The 20,332-nt window shown below is 51.5% G+C and carries 16 protein-coding genes; all 16 read right to left on the reverse strand.

Annotated elements, in window-relative coordinates; all coding sequences use genetic code 11:
• Position 1: 1 nt before the first annotated feature.
• The 16 genes from ispG to V2546_RS02075 all read right to left on the reverse strand — a co-directional run bounded on the left by ispG (position 2) and on the right by V2546_RS02075 (position 20,300).
• Positions 2-1,066 (reverse strand): flavodoxin-dependent (E)-4-hydroxy-3-methylbut-2-enyl-diphosphate synthase, encoded by a 1,065-nt coding sequence (ispG, locus tag V2546_RS02000; RefSeq protein ID WP_118322072.1) that lies wholly within the window; start codon positions 1,064-1,066, stop codon positions 2-4.
• Positions 1,067-1,090: 24 nt separating this feature from the next.
• Positions 1,091-2,176, reverse strand: a complete 1,086-nt coding sequence (locus tag V2546_RS02005; RefSeq protein ID WP_215703085.1) for a M50 family metallopeptidase — start codon at positions 2,174-2,176, stop codon at positions 1,091-1,093.
• 159 nt (positions 2,177-2,335) lie between these two features.
• Positions 2,336-3,496 (reverse strand): 1-deoxy-D-xylulose-5-phosphate reductoisomerase, encoded by a 1,161-nt coding sequence (locus V2546_RS02010; protein ID WP_329751416.1) that lies wholly within the window; start codon positions 3,494-3,496, stop codon positions 2,336-2,338.
• A gap of 73 nt (positions 3,497-3,569) precedes the next feature.
• Positions 3,570-4,373, reverse strand: a complete 804-nt coding sequence (locus tag V2546_RS02015; RefSeq protein WP_118529737.1) for a phosphatidate cytidylyltransferase — start codon at positions 4,371-4,373, stop codon at positions 3,570-3,572.
• Positions 4,374-4,384: 11 nt separating this feature from the next.
• Positions 4,385-5,113 (reverse strand): undecaprenyl pyrophosphate synthase, encoded by a 729-nt coding sequence (uppS, locus tag V2546_RS02020; protein WP_329751417.1) that lies wholly within the window; start codon positions 5,111-5,113, stop codon positions 4,385-4,387.
• A 147-nt stretch (positions 5,114-5,260) separates the two neighbouring features.
• A complete protein-coding gene (gene frr, locus V2546_RS02025) occupies positions 5,261-5,815 on the reverse strand; it encodes a ribosome recycling factor (RefSeq protein ID WP_118322076.1) in 555 nt (184 codons plus the stop codon).
• 15 nt (positions 5,816-5,830) lie between these two features.
• Positions 5,831-6,532 (reverse strand): UMP kinase, encoded by a 702-nt coding sequence (pyrH, locus tag V2546_RS02030; RefSeq protein ID WP_118298446.1) that lies wholly within the window; start codon positions 6,530-6,532, stop codon positions 5,831-5,833.
• A gap of 145 nt (positions 6,533-6,677) precedes the next feature.
• Positions 6,678-7,031: a hypothetical protein gene (locus V2546_RS02035; RefSeq protein ID WP_118298487.1), complete on the reverse strand. Its 354-nt coding sequence runs from the start codon at positions 7,029-7,031 to the stop codon at positions 6,678-6,680.
• Between the two features lie 284 nt (positions 7,032-7,315).
• Entirely contained in the window at positions 7,316-9,421 is a 2,106-nt protein-coding gene (locus V2546_RS02040) for an HAD family hydrolase (protein ID WP_486463546.1), read from the reverse strand.
• Positions 9,422-9,426: 5 nt separating this feature from the next.
• Entirely contained in the window at positions 9,427-9,741 is a 315-nt protein-coding gene (locus V2546_RS02045) for a DUF6110 family protein (protein ID WP_329751418.1), read from the reverse strand.
• Positions 9,742-10,057: 316 nt separating this feature from the next.
• On the reverse strand, positions 10,058-10,414 hold the full coding sequence (locus V2546_RS02050) for a Fur family transcriptional regulator (RefSeq protein ID WP_118298444.1): 357 nt from the start codon (positions 10,412-10,414) through the stop codon (positions 10,058-10,060).
• Between the two features lie 100 nt (positions 10,415-10,514).
• The gene (locus V2546_RS02055) at positions 10,515-10,883 is read right to left on the reverse strand and encodes a heavy-metal-associated domain-containing protein (protein ID WP_329751419.1); all 369 of its coding nucleotides are present in this window, start codon (positions 10,881-10,883) and stop codon (positions 10,515-10,517) included.
• Between the two features lie 519 nt (positions 10,884-11,402).
• A complete protein-coding gene (locus tag V2546_RS02060) occupies positions 11,403-13,283 on the reverse strand; it encodes a sulfatase-like hydrolase/transferase (RefSeq protein ID WP_329751420.1) in 1,881 nt (626 codons plus the stop codon).
• Between the two features lie 118 nt (positions 13,284-13,401).
• The gene (rsmH, locus tag V2546_RS02065; RefSeq protein ID WP_118298441.1) at positions 13,402-14,484 is read right to left on the reverse strand and encodes a 16S rRNA (cytosine(1402)-N(4))-methyltransferase RsmH; all 1,083 of its coding nucleotides are present in this window, start codon (positions 14,482-14,484) and stop codon (positions 13,402-13,404) included.
• A gap of 301 nt (positions 14,485-14,785) precedes the next feature.
• On the reverse strand, positions 14,786-16,282 hold the full coding sequence (locus V2546_RS02070; RefSeq protein ID WP_118529733.1) for a C69 family dipeptidase: 1,497 nt from the start codon (positions 16,280-16,282) through the stop codon (positions 14,786-14,788).
• Positions 16,283-16,535: 253 nt separating this feature from the next.
• Positions 16,536-20,300: a phosphoribosylformylglycinamidine synthase gene (locus tag V2546_RS02075; RefSeq protein ID WP_329751421.1), complete on the reverse strand. Its 3,765-nt coding sequence runs from the start codon at positions 20,298-20,300 to the stop codon at positions 16,536-16,538.
• Positions 20,301-20,332 lie beyond the last annotated feature (32 nt).

Raw genomic sequence — 20,332 nt, forward strand, 5'->3', positions numbered from 1 at the left:
CTTATTTCTGCATCTCCTGCATCTTCAAAAGTTCTTCCCGCAGAACGGAAAGAAGCTCATTTTCCGGTACCTTCTTGATGATCTCTCCCTTTTTGATCAGGAGACCTTCGCCGATCCCTCCGGCGATCCCGATATCCGCGCTTCTCGCCTCGCCCGGACCATTGACCACGCAGCCCATAACGGCAACTTTCACGTCAAGATCCATGCCGGATACCATATTTTCGACCTGGTTTGCGAGGTGGATCAGATCGATCTGGGTTCTTCCGCAGGTCGGACAGGAAACAACTTCCACGCCGCCTTTTCTGAGTCCCAGAGTCCTCAGGATCAGCTTTGCACTCTTTACTTCCTCCACCGGATCACCGGTCAGGGAGACACGGATCGTATCGCCGATCCCCTCATGGAGAATAATTCCAAGTCCCACGGAGGACTTGATATTGCCGGAAAGCAACGTTCCGGACTCCGTGATCCCGACATGGAGCGGATAATCCGTCTTTTTCGCAATGAGTTCATGCGCTGCCACGCACATCAAAACGTCGGAGGATTTGATGCTGATCACGATATTATCGTAGCCGAGCTCCTCGACAACGGCAACCTCCTTCAACGCGCTCTCAACGAGCGCCTCCGCGGTCACGCCGCCGTATTTCTCCAGAAGATCTTTTTCCAGGGAACCGCTGTTCACGCCCACACGGATCGGGATCCCGTACTCCTTCGCCTTATCCACGACAGCTTTTACGCGCTCCCGCGCCCCGATATTGCCCGGGTTGATCCGGATCTTATCCGCTCCGCTCTCGATCGCAGCGATGGCAAGGCGGTAATCAAAGTGGATATCTGCGACGAGCGGGATATGGATCTGTTTCTTGATCTCGCGGATCGCAGCCGCAGCCTCCATCGTCGGGACTGCCACGCGGATGATATCGCATCCGGCTTCCTCGAGGCGGTGGATCTGCTCCACCGTTGCCGCGACGTTCTCTGTCTTCGTGTTGCACATGGACTGGATCAGGACAGGATTTCCCCCTCCGATCTTTCTGTCCCCTATCTGAATTACTCTTGTATGATCTCTAAACATACATTTCTCTCCCAATTTCAAAAACTATAAAATGATCCTCAGATCATTAAAGATGACAAATACCATAAATGTCATGAGAAGCGCCATCCCGGCCATATTGACTGCGCCCTCGACTCTCTGGCTCACCGGATGTCTCGTCACGAGCTCCCAAAGCAGGAACACCAGCCGCCCGCCGTCAAGCGCCGGAAACGGGAGCAGGTTCATGACTCCGAGGTTTGCCGAGAACATGACCATGAGATTTAAGAGGTTCATCACAACCGTCACAAAGCCGTACTGCGTATTCTCCTCCACCGTCTGGTCGATGATCGTGACGATCCGCACAGGACCGGCGATATCGTTGGTCGAAACCTTTCCGCCGGCGATCATCTTTAAGCTGTCGATCACCGTGAGGATCCAGTAGCGCACCTCGTAGGCGCTGTACTGGAGAAGCTGAAGCGGGGATTCCGCCGCACTCCGGTATCCGCGCAGGATCACGCCGAGATAATATCTCCCATCCTTAAGCTCCGGCTGGATCACCGTATGTCCCGTCGTCCAGGAGGCAGAGCTCTCATCGTACCGTTGATATTCCACCTGCACCAGATCCTGTCCCGAATACATGAGGTACATGGAGATCTCTCTTGACAGATGGATCTTTCTGCCGTCAAGCTTCGTGATCACATCGCCTTCCTGAAGTCCTGCCGTCTGTGCAGGCATTCCCTCGGAAGTTCCCGCAAGGACCGGAAGATCGATCCCCGCCCAGGATAAGATCACAAACGAGAACACAAAAGCCAGAATAAAATTAAAAATCGGTCCGGCCGCGATCACCGCCATTTTCGCAAGCGGTCCTTTATCGAAAAAGGAAACTCCCTTCACATCCGGAATTTCTTCCTTTTCATTCTCATCTTCCCCGAATTCTCCCAGCATGGCGCAGGATCCGCCGAGCGGCAAAAGTTTTAATGAGTACCGGATCCCGGTCTTTTTGCTCACCCAGGAGAGAAGTCTCGGCCCAAAACCCACCGAAAACTCCACAACAGCGACCCCGTTTAACCTCGCCAGGAGATAATGTCCAAACTCATGGAACAGGATGATACCGCCAAGGACCACCACCGCTGCCAGATAACCAAGATTCAACTTTATTGTTCACCTGCTTTCTATTATTCGTTAGAATCCCCGTAACTGTTCAGTACCTTCACAGTTACGCGCAAAAATCCATTCCAAATCGGCTACGCCGATAGGATTTTTGCCTTCAAACCAATGTTTTCTTACGGTCAGCGCAATAAATGCGCAGACCTACTGAATAGTTACGAATCCCCACTGTTTCTTTAAAAACTCATATGTCTCCGCTTCCGCCTCGAGCACTTCGTCCAGGGACGGATGAGCGATCTTTTTATGATGCTCCATCGCCGCCTCGATCATATCCGTGATCTCAAGGTATCTGATCTTCTTCGCGAGGAATTTTGCGACCGCGAACTCATTCGCCGCGTTGAAGACGACCGGAACGGATCCGCCCGCTTTTCCTGCATCTCTCGCGAGTGCCAGGCCGCGGAAATTCTCATAATCCGGCTTGTCGAAGACGATCTCCTTCATTGTCCAGAAATCCAGACGATCTCCCTTCATCGGTCTGCGCTCCGGGTAATAGAGTGCATACTGGATCGGAAGCTTCATGTCCGGCGTGCCGAGCTGCGCCATCACCGCGCCGTCCTCAAACTGCACCATCGAATGGATCACGCTCTTCGGCTGCACAACAACCTGGACATCGTCCATTCCGACGTCAAAGAGCCATTTTGCCTCCATGACCTCGAGTCCTTTGTTGACCATCGTGGAGCTGTCGATCGTGATCTTTGCACCCATGGACCAGTTCGGATGCTTTAAGGCGTCCTCAACCTGTACATCTTTCATCTGTTCTCTCGTCCAGCCGCGGAATGGACCGCCGGATGCTGTCAGGAGGATCTTTTCAATCTTATTCCCGTGTTCCCCGTTTAAGCACTGGAAGATCGCACTGTGTTCGCTGTCCACCGGGAGAAGACGGACTTTCTTCTCCTTTACGAGCGGGATGATCAGATGTCCCGCCGTCACGAGCGTCTCCTTGTTTGCCAGTGCAATATCCTTTCCGGCTTCGATGGCCGCCATTGTCGGTCGGATACCGATCATGCCTACCACCGCTGTCACGAGGATCTCATAGCCCTCCATGACTGCGATCTCTAAAAGTCCTTCCATGCCGGAGACGATCTTCGTATCTGTATCTGCCACACGGACAGCCAGTTCTTTCGCCTTCTCCTCATCCCAGACGCCGCAGATCTTCGGGGAAAATTCCCGGATCTGGCTCTCCAGCGCCTGAATATTTCTGCCCGCCGCGATCCCGACAACTTCAATATCGCCATTCGCACGGACTACATCAAGCGTCTGGGTCCCGATCGATCCCGTAGAACCCAGAATAGCAATTCTTTTCATAATTAAAACCCTTTCGTTTTCCGCAGGCGGCGGTCTTCTGTCTCTCTCGCCGGACTGCCGGTCTCATCCTTTCCTAGCGGATCCCCATGAACGTGATCGCAAAATAGATCGCCGGGGCCGTAAAGATCATACTGTCAAACCGGTCCAGGATCCCTCCATGACCCGGGATCAGATTTCCGTAATCCTTGATATCATGATTTCTCTTGATAGCGGATGCCGCCAGATCTCCCACCATGGAGATCACTGCTGCGATCGCGCAGGCAGCCGCTGAGATCACACCCGGGTTCGTCACCTGGATCATATTGTTCTTAAAGAAGGTTCCGTAGAGGAAACCCAGCACTGCCGCACCGACGATACCGCCGACCGCGCCTTCCACCGTCTTTTTCGGGCTCAGTTTCGGTGTCATTTTATGTTTTCCGAAAAGCTTTCCCACACAGTAGGCAAAGGTATCACAGCCCCAGGAACTTAAAAGGATCAGCCAGACAAGGTATTTTCCGTCCGGCATCTCTCGCACCTGATAGAGATAGGAAAACATGATCCCGACATAAAAGATCCCGAAAAATGCGACCGTGATCTGCTCTGTTCCGTATTTCGGGAACGTCACCACGTAGATCGTCATTAAGATCATGAGGGAAACGATCGCGAGGAACGTCACATACTGCTCTCTGCTTCCCATGATCCAGTAATAGGCCACGACAGCCGCATAGCCCACATATCCCGGCGCTGACTTTTCGATCTTCATGACCCGGTAAAGCTCATAAAGTCCGATCAAAGAGATTGCCAGGGAACCAAAATAGAGGACCGTGCTGCCCTCAACAAGCAGAAACGCCGCGATGATCACAAGGACGATTCCGCTGATCAGTCTGGTCGTAAACATAAGATCACCTCTTACTCTGTTTTTACCGCCGCAACTCCTCCGAACCGGCGTTCTCTCTTATTATACTGGCGGATCGCATTCAATAATTCTTCCTTATTGAAGTCCGGCCACAGGCATTCGGTCACGTAGAGTTCTGAGTACGCGAGCTGCCATAACAGATAGTTGGAAAGGCGGAGTTCCCCGCTCGTGCGGATCATGAGATCCGGATCCGGAATCCCCGCGGTGTCGAGATAGGAGGCGAAGACCTGCTCCGTCATCTCCTCCGGCGCGATCTTTCCATCCTTACAGTCCGCCATGATCTTTCTCACGGCTCTCGTGATCTCGTCACGGCTTCCATAGTTTACGGCGATCACGAAGGTCATTCCTGTATTCTCTTTCGTCTTTTCTTCCAGACCGTTGATCGCCTCGACGATATCCGGTGCAAACCGTTTTCTCTCGCCGATCATGCGGACCCGGATGTTATTCTTTTCCGCCATCGCGAGAAGTCTCTTCGCATAGAAGCGGAACAGCTGCATCAGCGCACCGACTTCCTCCTCCGGGCGCTTCCAGTTTTCCGTGGAAAATCCATATACGGTCAGATACCGGATTCCAAGCTGTGCTGCGTCCTCAACGACCTGCTCCAGTGTCTCACAGCCTTTTTTATGTCCAAGCTGTCTCGGAAGTCCGCGCTTCTTCGCCCATCTTCCGTTTCCATCCAGGATCAGCGCCACATGGGCGGGGATCTTTAAATTCTCTTCCATGATATTTGTTCTCCCTTTTATAACCAATGTAAAAACAAGGGACAGGAAATCTTCCCCTGTCCCTGTCTGTCATGTACCGTCATCCTGAACGATTTGGGATCTTCCATCCGGAAATTTCCCTCTGCTCAGGAATCAGGCTGTTCGTTTTTATACGGTAAGAACTTCCTTCGTCTTGTTCTCTACGGCCTTATCGATCTTGTCGATCGCCTTGTCTGTCAGCTTCTGTACCTTCTCGGTAAGATCCTTTAAATCGTCCTCAGAGATCTCATCGTTCTTTTCCATCTTTTTGAACGCTTCGTTCGCATCGCGGCGGATGTTACGGATCGCAACCTTCGCTCCGTCACCTTTCTTCTTTACGTCCTTTGCGAGTTCTTTACGTCTATCCTCTGTGAGCTCCGGGAATACAAGGCGGATCACTGTTCCGTCGTTGCTCGGGTTGATTCCAAGCTCGGAAGTCTGGATCGCTTTCTCGATCGGACGGATCAGGCTCTTCTCCCACGGCTGGATCAGGATCATTCTTGCCTCCGGAACAGAGATATTTCCGACCTGCTGGATCGGTGTCGGTGTTCCGTAGTAATCTACTTTGATTTTGTCAAGTACATGCGGGTTCGCACGTCCTGCGCGGATAGATGCGTACTCGTTCAAGAGGGCATCGATGGATTTTTCCATTTTTTCTTCATATACTTTTAATTCTTCGCTCATGGTTTCCTCCTGTTATCAGACGGTAACGATCGTACCGTTAATTTTTCCCTGCATGGCGTTCGCGATTCCATCCTTTTCGTTCAAGGAGAATACTGCCATCGGCATTTTGTGTTCCATACACATAATGGAAGCAGTCAGGTCAACGACACCGAGCTGCTTGTCGATCACTTCCTGGATCGAGATCTCGTCATACTTTTTCGCATTCGGATTAACCTTCGGATCACTGTCGTATACGCCATCGATGGACTTTGCGAGGAGAATGCAGTCTGCATCCATTTCAATCGCCATCAGAGTGATCGTCGTGTCGGTAGAAAAATACGGCTGTCCGATTCCACCGGCAAAAAATACGACCATTCCGTGCTCAAAATACTTGTTCGCACGGTCCTTGGAGAACAGTTTTGTCATATTTCCGCACTCGAACGGGGTGAGGATCTGTGTCTTCATTCCCGCATTGCGGAAGATCTCGGATACATAAATACAGTTCATCACAGTCGCAAGCATTCCGATCTGATCCGCCTTCGGACGGTCGATCGCGTCACTCGTGCGTCCACGCCAGAAATTTCCGCCGCCGATCACGATCCCGACCTGTACACCGGCATCTACAGACGCCTTGACCTGCCTTGCGACTTCCTTCACCGTATCTTCGTCAAAGCCAGTTTTTTTCGGACCTGCAAGGGCCTCTCCGCTGAGCTTTAAAAAAACTCTTCTGTTTTTCATCTTCTCTGCACTCCTCGTAAATCTTCTGTGACTTTTTCGTTCCAGACGCCACAGCTCTCTTTTTTCCTTCCCGCCAGGCAGCCCCCAGCCGCCCCGCGGACTTAGAATAAGTATATCACACTTTTACCTGTTTGCCAACGCTTCGTTATCTTTTCTTATCTTCCCGGAAGCTCTTGAGGACCAGCGTCGTCGGATACCGGTATGCGTAGGTGCAGCTCTTCATGAGCTCCACTTCCTCCGGATTTCTGCAGACACTTAAGATCATGTTCTCTTCCTCGGAGGTCAGATATGCCTCTCCGTTTCCGTCGCGATCCTTGATATCTTTGTAGATCCGGTATTTCTTATAGAAATCCGGGCAGGATCCCTGCCGCATCTTTACCGGCTCCGGAACGATATTGACCCGGTACTGATCCGACATTCTTGCCAGAATATTGTGGATCCTTTCACAGTATTCCCTCGAGACGAGTCTCGGTGAAGGAATACAGATCATATAGTTCATATTTGTGCCTTCCTTTGTCATTTTTAAGAAGCAGATGGCAGACTTCTGCCACATGCCTGCATTAGTATAGCATGAAATCCGCCGCTTGTGAACCACTAAATCGAACACAGCCGGACTCCTGACAGGCGCGGCACAACAAGTGAAAACACGCTTCGCGAGTTTCCCCTTGTTATCGCGACAGTCGCCAAGGTCTCGCGCAAGCGCGGACTTTGGCTCGTTGTCCGCGTAAAAAATACCCGCAGCCGGATGTTTCCGGCCGCGGGCAGATCGGTCATTCTTATAGTTTAATGTTTTTTCTCCTCATCCTTCAGGAGATTCGTCATGCTGTGCATGCTGATGCACAGAGTTGACGTATTGTGGAGCAGGGCGGATGTCGCCGGAGCGAGTACCCCCATCACTCCCAGGATGATGAGACCGAAGTTAAAGCTGATGACAAAGCGGTAATTTCTGTGGACACGCTGCATCAGCGCATTGCTGATCGCTTTTAAGGTCACAAGCTGGAACATCGCATCCTCAGAGATCGTGATATCCGCGATCTCTCGCGCGATCTCAGCGCCCTCGCTGATCGCGATGCCGACGCTGGCTGCGGAAAGAGCCGGGGAATCGTTGATGCCGTCGCCGACCATGATGACCTTGTGGCCTGCGTTCTTCTCCGCCTCCACAAAGTTTGCCTTATCTTCCGGGAGAACCTCTGAGTGGTATTCATCCACACCGACTCTCGCAGCGATCGCACGCGCTGTTCTCTCGCTGTCGCCTGTCATCATGACGATCTTTTTGATCCCGAGTTTCCGGAGCTCTTTCATGACCTCAGGAGCTTCCGGACGGAGCGGATCCTCGATGCAGATCACAGCCGCCAGTCTTCCCGCGATCGCGAGATACAGGTGGGAGTACTCTGCCGGGAGTGCCTCAAACTTCTCTTCCTCGCCCTCCGGGATCACGCACTTCTCATCCTCAAATACGAAGTGGTAGCTTCCGATCAGAACCTTATCCTCTCCGATATGGGAGGCAATTCCATGGGCCACGATATAGTCGACTTTGGAATGCATCTCCTCATGGATGAGTCCTTTTTCTTTGGATGCCGCAACAACCGCGTTCGCCATGGAGTGTGGGAAATGCTCTTCCAGGCAGGCAGCGATCCGGAGCATCTCATCCCGATCGCGTCCCTCAAAGGTGACAACATCGGCAACGACCGGCTGTGCCTTTGTGAGTGTGCCGGTCTTATCAAAGACGATCGTGTCCGCCTCTGCAACGGCTTCCATGAAGGAACCGCCTTTGACGGTCATCTTGTAGCTGCTCGCCTCTCTCATCGCGGAGAGAACGGAAAGCGGCATCGCAAGCTTTAACGCGCAGGAGAAATCGACCATAAGGATCGAGATCGCCTTCGTCACGTTTCTCGTGAGAAGGTAGGTCACGATCGTGCCGCCGAGACTCCACGGAACGAGAGCGTCCGCAAGACCGGATGCCTTCGTCTCAAGGGAAGATTTCAGTTTTTCTGAATCCTCGATCATCTTGACGATACGCTCAAATCTTGTAGATCCAGCTGCCTTCTTGACACGGACAACGATATTTCCTTCCTCGACCGCAGTTCCTGCATAGACGTACATGCCGTTCTCTTTGCGGACCGGTTCGGACTCGCCGGTCATGGACGCCTGGTTTACCATCGCCTCGCCGGACTCAACGACGCCGTCAAGCGGGATCACGCTGCCGACATGGATGGAAACGAGGTCTCCTTCCCTGATATCGGAGATCGGGACAAGGACTTCCGCATCTCCTGTCTTCTGCCATACCTTCTCGATATTTAAGGACATGCTGCCAGCAAGATCGCTGACGGATTTCTTGTGGGTCCAGTCTTCAAGAAGCTCACCGATCCCGAGAAGGAACATGACGGATCCTGCCGTGTTGAAATCGCTTCTCAACATGGAAACCGTGATCGCGGTCGCATCGAGGACCTCGACTTCCAGTTTTCTTCCTGCAAGCTTTCTGACTCCTTTGATGATATACGGAACAGACTGGATCGCAGTCCATACCGCGCGGACCGGAGCCGGAAGGAAGATCTTTGTGAAGCATCTTGTGAGACACTTAGTCACAAGCTTTTCCTGGAATTCCTGATTTAACGCTCTGGTTCCGGTTGTCGGCACGAGTTCATTTAATTTCTCATCGTCAAACGAGAATTTTAAGATCTCTGCAATGAGGTCTTCCTTCGTGCCAGTATAACTGATCGCCGCATCTCCGATTCTCTCATATACCTTTGCTGCCGTTACCTGTGGAAGGGATGCGAGATAAAAGGAAAAGAGGTCCGCCTGTCTGATCGACAGGCGTCCTCTGGTGAGATGGATTCGGATACGGCCTCTGATTTCATGCTTTACCGTAAATCTGATTCCTGTTTTCATGATGATTATTCAGCGTCCTCTGTATTTTCTGCAGTCTCTGTGAGATCCTCTGCTGTCTCTTCTTCCTCACCGAACTCTTCTTCCGCACGGGCACGGTTGATCTCCTTTGCCTCTGCAAGAACATCCTCAGCGTTTGCCTGGATGTTGGAAGCAGTTGTCATCACGCACTCTTTTGCGCGGAGACCTGCTGCGAGACAGTTAATATATAATTTCTTTGCATCCTGGCTTCCAAGGACCTTGACACCTGCTGTTCCAAAGAGAACACCACTTGCGAATACAGCGACATTTTTTAATTTTAAGCATTTCTTTACATCTAACATTTTTAAATCCTCCTGTAAATAAAAAATAGAATCACTAGTTTATCTGTAACTGTAAAGATACGAAACAGTTACGGTCATCCCGGTCACTTATGTTTATAACCGGTATACATGACCATAGCAAAGCAGAAAACGGTTGCCCACGCCCAGAATTTATGGTGTTTCATCGGTCCTCACTTCCTTGCTTTCTTTTTTATACACAATGGGAAAAACCGGAAGGTCTTTCTGCGTTTCCAACATGGTAACACCACACCTCCCGGTTAGTCAAATATAATGTCTTTAATTGAGAAACTTTGTCAATTTTTGACAATTATCTCTTTTATGACGCGCTGACGGAACAGCATTTTTCGTCGTCTTTTTCAGTCTTTCTGAGCCCGCTTTTTCCGTGAAATTCCGGTGCGATGATCTCGCTCTCCCCATCGACCTGTTCTCCCGATTCATCGGTAAAAACATACTGGTAAACACGCTTTAAAACGCCCATCTCCTCCAGCATCCGGATCGTCCGGTAGACAGTGGAAAGTCCCACAGTCGAATCCCTCTGCACAGCCTCATAGTAAACTTCCTTGCAGTCTGTCCAGTTCTGTTCCAGGATCACGTCAAGGATGACCATTCTCTGTTTTGTAATGCGTTTTCCAAGCCTCTGGAATTCATTCACGATGTCTTTTTTCTGCCACATCCGGCATCCCTCTCATTCCTGTAAAATCGTTGCTGCCTGTACACAACATATCCGTCAATCTGATCTTGCCGATACTTCGCATTCCGAATTAAAAAATTTCCTACGCCTGCTTCCATTCAATATCGCGGAGCACATATCCGGCTTTGCTCACGATATCGCGGATCTCACGGTCCGTCATTTTTGTCTTCATCCGGACATCGGCTTCCTTCTTCTCGAGGTTTACCTCCGCCCAGTTGCCGTCCTTCTCGTTGAACGCATTCTCCACATGGAGCTTGCAGTGTTTGCATTTCATTCCATCGACGCCGACAACTGCATAGTACGGATAATCCGACGTATTTTTATCCTGCACCTTGATCTTTTTCTCCACGTCCTTCGATCCGCAGCAGCCGTAGACAAACTGGTGCATTGCCCCTTTCACTGCAAAGATCGCGACCACGATCAGTACAACGATAATAATTCCGTTTATCATTGATCACGCCTCCTTTTTATCGCAGCCATGCCATGACTTCACAACCGCAAAAACAGCACATTTCGGATTCCCTGTGGGGGTATCTTTATTGACTGTTAGCTCTCACTAACAAAGATTAGCACTAACTAACCAAGTTGTCAATCCTATTTGAGAAATTTTTTGAACAAGTGAAAACACGCTTCGCGAGTTTCCCCTTGTTATCACGACAGTCGCCAAGGTCTCGCGCAAGCGCAGACTTTGGCTCGTTGTTCGCGTAAATTAAAAGAATATGCCTCAGTACATTCGGGCGTCTCGCGCGGTCGCTTGCGACAACCTTCATCTCGCGCGAGTGCGCATCTTAGGCGCACAGTGCCTTTTTGCTTACAGGAAGTTCCATCGGAATTTTCTGTAAGCAAAAAGGACAGCCCTCTTTCAGGCTGCCCTCTGTTTTATATTTGTCTCAGCAATTTCGAAAAATCTTATGAATTCATGCTGACCAGAATGATACGCCAAGTCATACATGCATTCGGCATAAAGTTTTTACTGCGAAATCGAAAACATCTCATTTACGGTCTTCGGATCCAGGCTGTGGTTGTATACAAGGTTCTCGTACTCCATCAGCTGTTCCTTCCACTCGTACTCTCCGCTCTCCGCGTCCTCCCAGCCATGGTAAGTTCCGTCCGACTCCCAGATGCCGAGATGATGGATGATCGGGAGCTTTTCGGAAAGCTGCAGTAAAAACTCGTTGTACGGAGTCAGTGAGAGGTTCGCGCGCTTTAACACGTAGGAAGAAAGGTAGATCGCACCTAAGCGTCCCATATCCTCCGCAGGCTGGTCGTAGTTGGTCCAGATCACGAACGGAGTCTCGTACCAGCACATCTTCTGCTCGTTCGGGGCCTTCGCGCTCTCCACTCCCATCGCCTCGTCAAAGAACTCGTCCTCGATCCCTGGCTGGTGGTCGCCGAACATGACGATCATCGTCGGCTGGTCGCACTGGGAGAAATAATTTACGAGCCACTCAAATGCCTCATCCGATTTTTTCACAAGAGACAGGTACATATCCGCCTCCGGATACTTTCCTTCCATGTCCCCGGTAAGCCATACTTCCTGATCGAAGTTTGCGAACGGGATCGTATATCCGCCATGGTTCTGCATCGTCACATTGAAGAGGAATAACTTGTCATCAGGATTTGCCTTCTTTTCGACATACTCCGCGATGAGTTTAAAATCGCTCAGATCACTGATATAATTTCGGAGCTCATCCCGCCCCTCATAGGCGCTGATATCCATGAAATCGTCAAATCCCATGTTATTGTAGCAGATCCGGCGGTTCCAGTTCTCTGCCGGGTACGGGTGCATGGCGACAGCCGTGTATCCCTGGTCTTTCACCGTGCTGACCATGGAGCGGACGCCGGGATTTACATAGAACTGGTAAGCGATGCTGCCTCTCGGCATCAGGTACATGGAATCACCGATCAGGAACTCAAACTCAGAGTTGCTGGTCATCGCGCCGAACACCGGCATGCAGAGTTTTCCCTTTACGGTATTCTCCGTCAGACTGTTGAGGAACGGGAAATACTCTGTATTCGTCGTAAATTCCCCATCCACCGACAGGTCGGAAAGACTCTCGTTCATGATGCAGATGATGTTGGTCGGCTGGACCGCATCTCCCGCTTCCACCGCGGCCGCCGTCTCCTCGTTCTGCTCTTCTTCGCTTCCCACATATTTTTCATAGATCTCCTGGATCTTCGCCTGGGAATAACCCTCCGGAGCTTTCTTTACCAGATATTTTAAGGATACCGCCGACGCCAGCACATAGCCGTTCTCCGCGTAGGAAGTCGTCGGGTCCCAGAGATTTACCTCCAGTCCCAGTTTCGGGACAAGGACCGTGTAGAAGCCGCCGATAAACACCGCGACCGCAGCAGCGGATCCGCCAAACACGGCAGCTCTTTTTTTCTTCCCCCTGATCCTCACCGGCACGAGCTGCGCCAGTACATTCCACATGATCAGGAGGATCCCGCAGATGATCATCATAAAGGTCGGTGTGTAGTTATAGCTCCCGGCCACCGTCATCGCGGTCTTCACCGCAAGGACATCACTCATCATGATCGGGCGGCTTCTGAAGGATACGACAAAGGCTTCCGCCAGAGAGATCACATAAAGGATCACGGAGGATACAGGGATGGAGATCCGGCTACTTCCGGAGATTCCGAATACCAGAAGGTACAGCGCAAACATCCACACCATGTTCAGCACCGCATTTTTCGGCAGCACTGCGGCAAGATTTCCTGTCACTAGTTCAAACATGATGTAGGATAATACCGGCGACAAGAAGAATATCGCCGCGGCTCCCGCGCGCTCGAGCCCACTCCCTTCTTTTCTCTCGTATTCCTCTGTTGTTTCTTCTATCTTTTTGTTCATAATCTATTTTTCTTTCTGATTCTGTCTTCCGGAAACCATTCCGCCAAATGAATACTAAGATTTGCTGAACCGTTTCCTTCTCTCATTTCCAAGTTCCGTTTCCGAGCCTGTTTTTTCTTTACATCCTGTGCGGATTTTCGCCATCCCGGATCGCCCAGCGCATCTTTGTGGATCTTGCACGCGGGTTTCTCTGGCATTCTTCCGCCGATGGACGGATCACATCGCTCGCAACGTCGCTGTAGATTCCTTCCTTTTTGCCGTCCTTAAAGTAATACTTTACAAGGCGGTCTTCCCCGGAATGGAAGGTCAGGATCGCAGCTCTTCCGCCCGGTGCCAGGATCCCCGGCAGTTTTGAGAGGAAGCTTTCCAGAACCTCGAATTCCTGGTTGACATCGATCCTCAGCGCCTGGAAACATCTCTGGCAGGATTTCTTCACGGCTTCCTTCCGCTCTTTTTCCGGGATAAAAGAAAGCACCTGCTCGATCACTTCTTTTAATTCCGTGGTCGTCTCAATATACTGACGTTTCCGGTTTCTCTTTGCGATCTCCCGTGCGATCTCCTCCGCATAAGGCTCATCGGAGTTTTCCGCGAACATGCCCGCGATCTCTTCCATATCCATCTGTTTTAAGCGCTCCGCCGCAGATATTCCTTTTTCCGGGTTCAGGCGAAGATCCAGCGGACCATCGGCCTTATAAGTGAAACCGCGCTCCGGGTTGTCGATCTGCATCGAGGAGACACCGAGATCTGCCAGGACAAAGTCAAACAGCCCCGCCTCCGGGACGAGCCTGTCGATATCAGCAAAGTTCATCTGTTTTATCGTAAGGATCTCCTCTCCGAAGCCGCGTTCCTTCAGGCGTTCCTTTGTCTTTACGATCTCGATCGGATCCACGTCAAGAGCATACATATGCCCCTGTCCTTCCAGCTTTTTTAACATCTCCGTCGTGTGACCGCCGTATCCAAGTGTGGCGTCCAGCCCCTGCATTCCCGGCTTGATATCCAGGAAATCCAGGATCTCTTTCACGCAGATCGAGATGTGCATGCCGGCCGGAGTGCTGCCCTTTTTGATGACCTTTTCGATCGTATCGGCATATTTCTCCGGATTCTGCTCTTTATACTTTTCTTCAAACCGTCTCGGGTGTGTCCCGCTGTAACGGACACGCCGTTTGTGCACCGGTGCTCCCTGTACCTCTTTTTCTTCCATCTTAAAACCTCATTTATCCTGTATTCAGCTTCCATGCGCCTTGCGCTCTTTCTGTTTATCTTAACACAAAAAGGCGCGGCATGTAAATCTGAGCATTTTCTGCCATAAGTAGCATAACGGGATGAGGTTCCCGTGTCAAGCGTCAAAAAGTACAAAAATATGACAAAAGACCTCCGCCCGGGATCCTGCGGCCTGATCTACACCGCATCATCCCTGCAGAGGTCTCGTTCTGAGAAGAATTTATCAGCTTCCACCGGCCGGAATTACGCGTCAAGTCTCACATGCGTTCGGCCTGAACTTGTTATGCGTCAGATCTTGAAAACGCGTTCTTCATGGAATTGCTGAGCTCAAAGAGCACATGATCCAGGGTATTCCCCGTCTCTTCCTTTAACATCTTTGCGATCTCACGGTTCGCTTTCTCCAGAAGTCTTCTGCTCTCCGCCGGATCCGTGATCTTTGCAGCCTCGGCGTCATACTTGCGGAGCAGGGCATGTCCTTTCGCCTGGACCGCATTCTGGTAGCGCTCGATGTGGATCGCAGATTTCGCAAAAGATGCGTCCGCCATCGCGGCGATCATTCTTGCCGACCAGTAGAAATTCCCTGTGGAAACTTCCTTTGTGGTGTTCGCAAGGTATTCCGGAGTCTCGTCAACAGCCGCATAGAACGGGACCAGCGTATTGAACGCGTTGGACGCGAATGCAAGCCACTGGACTGCCTGGCAGTTTGCCGGAACGTCCGGGCGCATCTGGATCAGAGCCAGGAAATCGTTGCGGTTGATCCCGATCGCGCGGTATTTACCCTTCTGGAGGCCGTCCCCGCTCTTCGCATACGGGTCGAACGGAGTTCCCTGGAAATGGGAGGAAAGTGCATATTTGACATCCTCGACTGTCACCTTCTTCTCCGGCACCATGCTCCACGGGATATCATCGGACTCCGGCGTATAGTCCGCATCCGGTCCATCCCACTTCTTTGTATGCGGGTTAAAGTAGCGGCACATGAACCATGCCCTCGGAGTATTGTAGATGTGATCGGAATCACTGTGGCTTCCAAACGCAGCTCTCGCATCAAAATGACTGCCATTTCCGCCGTTTAAAGAGAGGTCCAGATGGTTCTCTGCGATAAATTCACGAAGGTCCGAAGAACACATATGCTCCTTCTGCTCAGAGAACGCATCGTTTAAGTCAAACTCATCGATACCGAACTGGTTCGGCATCACCACATACCGGTCATCCGGAACACGCTTTGCGATCCAGTGATGGCCGCCGATCGTCTCGAGCCACCAGATTTCACCCGCATCCTGAAAAGCGATGCCGTTCATCTCATAAGTCCCGTACTTCTCCAGGAGACTTCCGAGGCGGATCACGCCCTCTCTCGCACTGCTGATGTACGGAAGTGTGATGTATACAAGGTCTTCCTCACCGATCCCGCCGGCAGCTTCCTCTTTTCCGTCCTCCGCCGGCTGATATTTTACAAGCGGATCTGCGCCGAGCACGCGGGCGTTCGATGTGATCGTCTCTGTCGCTGTCATTCCCACGTTCTTCTCATTAACGCCGCTGGCCGCCCAGATCCCCTTTCCTTTGATCGCATTCGGGACTGCCGTAAATTTCATCGGGTCGCCCGGAAGCTCGATCTCCACATGGGAAAGGACTGACTTGTATACCTTCGGCTGCTCCTCCGGATGGATCACCACGAATTTCTTCGCCGTGAAATGTCCGGAACCGGAGTCATCGTTTCGCGCGATCATCGTTGAACCGTCATATGATGCGTTTTTTCCTACCAAGATTGTTGTGCATGCCATATCAGATACCCCCAAAATTCAATTTTGTCATCATGGTTTCGCGGCTGCCTCCTGAGCTTTCCGCAGGAAACTGTCCTGCGAAGCGGTCTTCATTCGGCCATTCTGTCCGCCGGCCACGGATATCTTCAGTTTAGTACGCGCCCTGGTTTCTGTCAACTAACTGAATCACCGCGGTGATGTGACAGGAAACAGCACCACAGCAAATGCCCCGGAGTACGCATCCCCCGGGGCATTCAAAGTATCAGTATTTCAATTATTTAAAGTACTTCACACCGCTCTCAAACAGCTTCAGATCCTGTTCTCCGGTGATGTTCTTTGCAACGAAGTCGCCACGTCTCTCTGCGTGACCCATCTTGCCGTATACACGTCCATCCGGACTTGTGATACCTTCGATCGCCATGAAGGAGCCGTTCGGGTTCCAGTACTCATCCATCGTCGGATTGCCGTTAAGATCCACATACTGGGTCGCAACCTGTCCGTTTGCAAAGAGCTTGTCGATCCACTCCTTCGGAGCTACGAAACGTCCCTCACCGTGGGATACCGGGTTCGTGTAGATACCGCCGAGCTTTGCCTCAGCAAGCCACGGGGACTTGTTGGAGACAACCTTTAAGTTCACCATCTTGGAGACATGACGTCCGATCGTGTTGTAGGTCAGGGTCGGAGAATCCGGCTTCTGCTCTACGATCTTTCCTTCCGGAACGAGTCCGAGCTTGATGAGTGCCTGGAAGCCATTGCAGATACCGAGCATGAGTCCGTCACGCTCATTTAAGAGCTTCATGATCTCGTCCTTTAATACCTCGTTGCGGAACGCGGTAGCAAAGAACTTCGCGGAACCTTCCGGCTCATCGCCTGCGGAGAATCCGCCCGGGAACATGACGATCTGCGCCTGCCCGATGGATTTTCTGTAAGTTTCGACAGAATCACGGATATCCTCGGCGCTCATGTTCTTAAATACCTTCGTGATGACATTCGCTCCGGCGCGCTCAAATGCCTTTGCACTGTCATACTCACAGTTTGTACCCGGGAATACCGGAATGAATACGGTCGGAGTTCCGATCTTGTGGTCACAGATCACGATGTTGTCTGCCTTAAATACTTCGTTCTTAACTTCTTCCTTCTTCACGCCGCTCTCGGTCGGGAATACATCCTCAAGAGTCGCATCCCATGTCTTTAATGCCTCATCGAGCGTGATGGAGACATTGCCGTACTCAAAGTCTGCCTTGTCGGTAACCTCACCGATCACACGGTAGCTCATCTGAAGCTCTCCGACCTTATCTGCCGGAACCTCGCATACGATGTCGCCCCATGCTGGTGCGAAGAAGTCTCTCGGATCCACGTCATGCTCGATCTTTACGCCTAAGTGGTTGCCGAATGCCATCTTGCTGACAGCCTCTGCGATACCGTTCGCCTCAGCGGCATAAGCGGAGATCACGCGGCCTGCCTTGATGTCCTCATGAAGTTTATCATAACCATCCATGATCTGCGCGTAATCCGGGAGATCATAGGAATCTTTCTTGATTTCAAATACAACGATCTTGTTTCCGGCTTTCTTGAATTCCGGAGAGATCATGTTCTTTGCGTTCGCCACATCAACTGCGAAGGAGACGAGTGTCGGCGGAACGTCGATCTCCTTTCCGCTCTCCTCATCAAAGGTTCCGGACATGCTGTCCTTTCCGCCGATGGACGGAAGCCCGAAGCCGAGCTGTGCGTTGTAAGCACCGAGAAGTGCTGCGAACGGCTGGCTCCATCTTGTCGGCTCGCTGCTCATTCTGCGGAAGTACTCCTGGAATGTGAAGCGGATCTTCTTATAATCGCCGCCTGCTGCCGCGATCTTCGCAACGGATGTGAGGACCGCATAGATCGCGCCGTGGTACGGGCTCCAGCTGGAGAGATACGGATCGAAGCCGTAGCTCATCATGGTCACAGCGTCGCACTTTCCTTCGAGGACCGGAAGCTTTGCAACCATGGTCTGGATCTCGGTCTGCTGATATTTACCGCCATACGGCATCATAACGGTAGATGCGCCGATGGAGGAGTCGAACATCTCAACGAGACCTTTCTGGGAGCATACATTTAAGGAGCCGAGCATCTTCAGCCATTTTTCCTTAACATCTCCCACTTCTTTCTTTTCAAACGGGGTTCCCTCGTGGTTCGGAACTTCCAGAGTCACGTCTGTCTCCTGGTGAGCACCGTTCGTATCAAGGAACGCACGGCTTAAATCAACGATGGTCTTTCCGCGCCATGTGAGAATGAGTCTCGGGCTCTCGGTAACCGTCGCAACCGTCACCGCCTCAAGGTTCTCTTCCTCTGCGTAGCCTAAGAATGCGTCAACATCTTTCGGGTCAACAACAACTGCCATTCTCTCCTGGGACTCGGAAATCGCAAGTTCTGTTCCGTCAAGACCTGCATACTTCTTCGGAACCTTGTCAAGGTCGATCAGAAGTCCGTCTGCGAGCTCACCGATTGCTACGGAAACTCCGCCTGCACCGAAGTCGTTGCACTTCTTGATCAGTCTGGAAACTTCCGGACGGCGGAACATTCTCTGGATCTTTCTCTCAGTCGGGGCATTACCTTTCTGGACCTCAGCGCCGCAGACCTCGATGGATGCCTCTGTATGCACCTTGGAGGAACCTGTCGCACCACCGATACCGTCACGTCCGGTACGTCCGCCAAGTAAGATGATCACATCGCCCGGATCGGATGTCTCACGGATGACGTTCTTTCTCGGAGCTGCTGCCATAACGGCACCGATCTCCATTCTCTTTGCAACATATCCCGGATGGTAAAGCTCTTTTACATAACCGGTCGCAAGTCCGATCTGGTTTCCGTAGGAGCTGTATCCATGGGCAGCCTCTGTGACGATCTTTCTCTGCGGGAGTTTTCCCTTTAATGTCTCATTTAACGGTTTTGTCGGATCTGCCGCACCTGTGATGCGCATTGCCTGGTATACATAAGTACGTCCGGAAAGCGGATCACGGATCGCACCGCCGAGGCATGTCGCAGCGCCGCCGAACGGCTCGATCTCGGTCGGATGGTTGTGGGTCTCATTCTTGAAGTTTACAAGCCACTCTTCTGTCTTTCCGTCGATCTCGACCGGAACGACGATGGAGCAGGCGTTGATCTCATCAGAAACCTCGAGATCTTCGAGTTTGCCCTCTTTGCGGAGCTTTTTCATGCCCATGATTGCAAGGTCCATCAGGCAGACAAACTTGTCGTCGCGGCCTTTGTAGATCTCTTTATGATCCGCAAGATACTGGTTATAAGTGTCCTCGATCGGCTTTTTGTAGTCGCCGTCTGTGAATGTCACATTTTTCAGCTCTGTGGAGAATGTCGTATGACGGCAGTGATCGGACCAGTATGTATCGAGCACACGGATCTCTGTCACAGACGGATCTCTCTTCTCCTCGTTCTTATAGTAATTCTGGATGTGAAGGAAATCCTTGAAGGTCATTGCGAGATTTAAGGAGCTGTAGAGTTCCTTTAAAGCCGCCTCATCCATATCTTTAAAACCGTCAAAGATCGCAACATCCTCCGGCACATCAAACACGGTCACAAGTGTCTCCGGGATCTCCTCGGACGCCTCTCTGGAGTCCACCGGGTTGATACAGAAGGACTTGATCGCAGCGATCTCCTCAGCGGAAAGCTTTCCGGAGATCACATAAGTCATTGCGGAGCGGATCACCGGCTCCTCATTCTCATTTAATAACTTTACACACTGCTCCGCAGAATCAGCTCTCTGGTCGAACTGCCCAGGCAGATACTCGACGGAGAATACCACGTCGTCCGCGCCATGCGGGAATGTCTCCTCGAACACCTCATCGACCGGCGGCTCGGAAAAAATCGTTCCGAGTGCCTCTTTATATACATCCTCAGAAATATTTTCAATATCGTAGCGGACCAGTACACGAACGCCCGTTACCTCTGTAATGTCAAGGTAGCTCTCGATCTCCTCGCGAAGCTCTCTCGCCTTGATTGCATATTCCGGTTTCTTCTCAACAAACACGCGCTTTACGCTCATAGTCTCTCCTCCTGGAAAACGGCTTTGTCCGA

It is taken from the genome of Clostridium sp. CM74B_53, from assembly GCF_036318045.1.
Classification (GTDB): Bacteria; Bacillota; Clostridia; order Lachnospirales; family Lachnospiraceae; genus Pilosibacter.